This window comes from Moraxella sp., assembly GCF_024227015.1.
In the GTDB taxonomy this organism is placed as follows: Bacteria; Pseudomonadota; Gammaproteobacteria; order Pseudomonadales; family Moraxellaceae; genus Moraxella.
In genome coordinates this window covers 1-3143 of record NZ_JAAELD010000209.1, presented here as the reverse complement: position 1 = coordinate 3143, position 3143 = coordinate 1, and the positions used below count along the sequence as shown (strand labels likewise).

The window sequence follows — 3143 nt, the reverse complement described above, 5'->3', positions numbered from 1 at the left end:
CAAGGCTTTTTATATGGGTTAATAAAATCCGCCAGCAGACAGATTATTATTAATCATGCCAATTTTTTAATAGCAAAACCAAGCTCTGCCATTGTAGATTCTTGCTCTAGTGGCGCAAGGCTTGCTTTGGTGCATGGCTTATCTTTTAGGTAGGTTCGTGCGACACGTTTTAGATCATCGATACTTACCGCTAGGATCTTGGCACGCAGCGCCTGCTGATATGCCTTATCACGCCCGTGCAGCTCACCAAAGCATGACTTGACCGCCTCTCCTGCTGGAGATCCAGGCTTGTCCATGCCTGCGATGATGCCCAAAATCGCCTCTTCAAGCTTCTCATCGTCATGCTCGTTATTAAGCAGCCAATCAATGCTTGCCTTGAAGTGATCAAAAGTCGCAACACAGTTCGGATCGCGATAGCTGTAGAATTTAAATGCCGCTGCATTCGCATCAAAGCTCGCACCGCCGCCATACGCACCGCCTTTCTCGCGGATGGCAGCATGCAGATAGCCATTACGCAAGAATGGCGCAAGCACCATCAGTGCAGGTGCATCATCGTCATCCGATGTGGTCGCAGCATAGACCGCAGCGTTATGATAGACATTGGTTGAGATGAGCCAAGCGATGTCATCTTGGGCGTCATCCTCAATGATCTCTGTCAAAGCATCAAAAGGCAGTGACGATGTCGATTGCTCACCAGATGCCTTACGATTCTTCAAGGTGCTGGCGATCTTATCACTGATCGCGGCTGCAGAGTCAGACTCACAGACCAAGATCACATCCTTAGACAGGCTGGTGATGGCTTCATGCAAGGCTGCCAATCGCGCACATAAGATTTCCCATTTATCTTCATTCGCATCTGCCAAGAACGCCTTTAACGCACTTAATGCAGGCAGCCCTGAAAAGGCATATTCAATCTTAGCAAGGCGGCTCATGTTGCGACTGGCTGTCTGCATGGCATAAGCGTGACCTGCACCTGTCAGACGTGATTGCCAGCTGGTTTGTTTTTGCTGCAAGAGCTCGCGAATGCGATCTGTCTCGGTGAATATCGTCTCGTCCAATACCTCACTCACCAGATTCACAGCGTCAAGTTTACGGTTAAGCGCACGAGTCGCTACCACAAAATAGCTGCTTATTTTGTCTTTATCCGCCACATCAGTTCGCTGACTGATGCGCGCCGTCACCCCCGATGAGCACGCTGCCTGCACCGCTTGGAATTCACGCGCGTCATGCTGATGCGTCCCCACTTCTGACAGCAGCGTCAAATAAATTGGCAATAATGGGTTATTCAAAATATCATCGGCAGCATCAGCCAAATCAGCGACCACCTGATAATAATACAGCCCATTCGTGCCTGCATGATATTCATACAACGTGCGCGTATCGCCATCGATGTTGATGGGTTTTTTGATGGCGTGCGTAAAGGCGACATCGCTTGGAACGTCTGACAGCCCCACCTTTGGCAACAAGTTCACATCATCAATCATCGCTTGGCGCACTTGAAGTTCAGCGGTTTTTTGTTGAATGGTGGAACGTGCCTCGTCGCTAAGTGTCTCATTGAGCTGATCAAGTGTCGCCTGCTCATCGTCGATGAGTCTTTGATCTTTATCTTTGTCAGGTGAGGCAGTTAGGCGCACACGATGCGGGTTATCGATCAGGTGTTTTTTGATGAGTGATGGCACGAATTTAGGGTCCTTCGCCTGCTGTCTTAGCCAAGTCAGATGCTCATCAATCTGCCACACATCCAGCGGATCACCGCCATGCACCACCGTGCTAAACGCCTCAAGCATCAGAGTCAGACCATAAGGCATGCTGTCGCCACCGATGTGTCTTTGATCAAGCTCGATCTGATGCAGCACCGTCTCGATGGTCTCATCATCAACGCCTTCTGCAGCGACTTTTGAGAGCAGATCTAAGATGCCTTGCTCCACATCATCAGCATATTCGACGTCCGAACCACGCACGCCCGCATAGAACACCATCTCATAATGACTGTCATCCAAGCCAAGCAGCGGACTTGGTGCCACAGCCTGCGGATAACTCTCAAGATAAGCACGCAGCGGAGAACCTGAGTGCTCCACCAAAACACCCTCCATCAGGCGCAATGACAGTCTTTCACGCGGATCGCTGATGGTTGGCAGCAGCCATGATAGCACATGATGGGTCATCTGTTTGCCATTATCATCAGCGGTATAAGTATCGAAGGCTTGTACAGGCTGGGTCAGGCGAGTCTCTAGAGCTGAGGTAAATTTCTTGCCCATCTTAGGACGGCTAATGTCATCAAAGCGTGCCAAGACATCATTCTGCAGCTTATCTTGGATGTCTTTGGCAGGAATGTCGCCAAAGCTCATCACGATGGCATTCGATGGATGATAATGCGCCTGATGGAATTTCACCAGATCGTCGTGGGTCAGATTAACAATGTGCTTAGGATCGCCGCCAGAATTATAATGATAGGTCGTCGTCGGGAACAGATGGTGCGTCAGCGCATAATAAAGCTGATCGATCTCACCGCTCATCGCGCCCTTCATCTCATTAAAGACAATGCCGTGATATTGTGGCTTACCCGCTTCATCCAGCTCAATACGGATGCCCTCCTGGGCAAAATCCAGCTCATGAATATTGGGGAAAAAACACGCATCCGTGTACACAGACAGCAGATTAAAAAAATCATTCTTGTTCTGGGTGGCGAACGGATAAACCGTCCAATCCGCTGCTGTCATGGCATTCATGAACGTCTGTAAGGAACGCTTAATCATGCTAAAAAACGGATCACGCACAGGGTATTTTTCAGAGCCGCACAGCACCACATGCTCTAGGATATGCGCCTCGCCGCGCGACGTCATCGGCTGGGTGGCAAAGCCAATCATCAGTGCGTTCTCATCATTATCACATGCCAGATGATAATGCATGAGCCCCGTTTCTTTGTGTCGATAATATGCCACGTCGATGTTTAGTGCGTCGATTTTCGTTGTTGATATGAGCTCAAAAGCAGGATTGCTGGCGGTCATGAGTATCCTTAATAATTGTTCGTATAGATGAATAAAGTCATCAAAAATCGCTAGTTTAGCATAATTAATTCAAGGTGTTGAGATTTAAATCACACAAATCATCACACCTCATTTAATGCCGTCAAAATAAAAAAT

1 protein-coding gene is annotated in these 3143 nt (G+C 48.6%); it reads right to left on the bottom strand.

Annotated features, from left to right (window positions below; translation table 11 throughout):
- Positions 1-53 precede the first annotated feature (53 nt).
- Positions 54-3008 (bottom strand): insulinase family protein, encoded by a 2955-nt coding sequence (locus tag GY683_RS04735; RefSeq protein ID WP_297287651.1) that lies wholly within the window; start codon positions 3006-3008, stop codon positions 54-56.
- Positions 3009-3143: the final 135 nt, after the last annotated feature.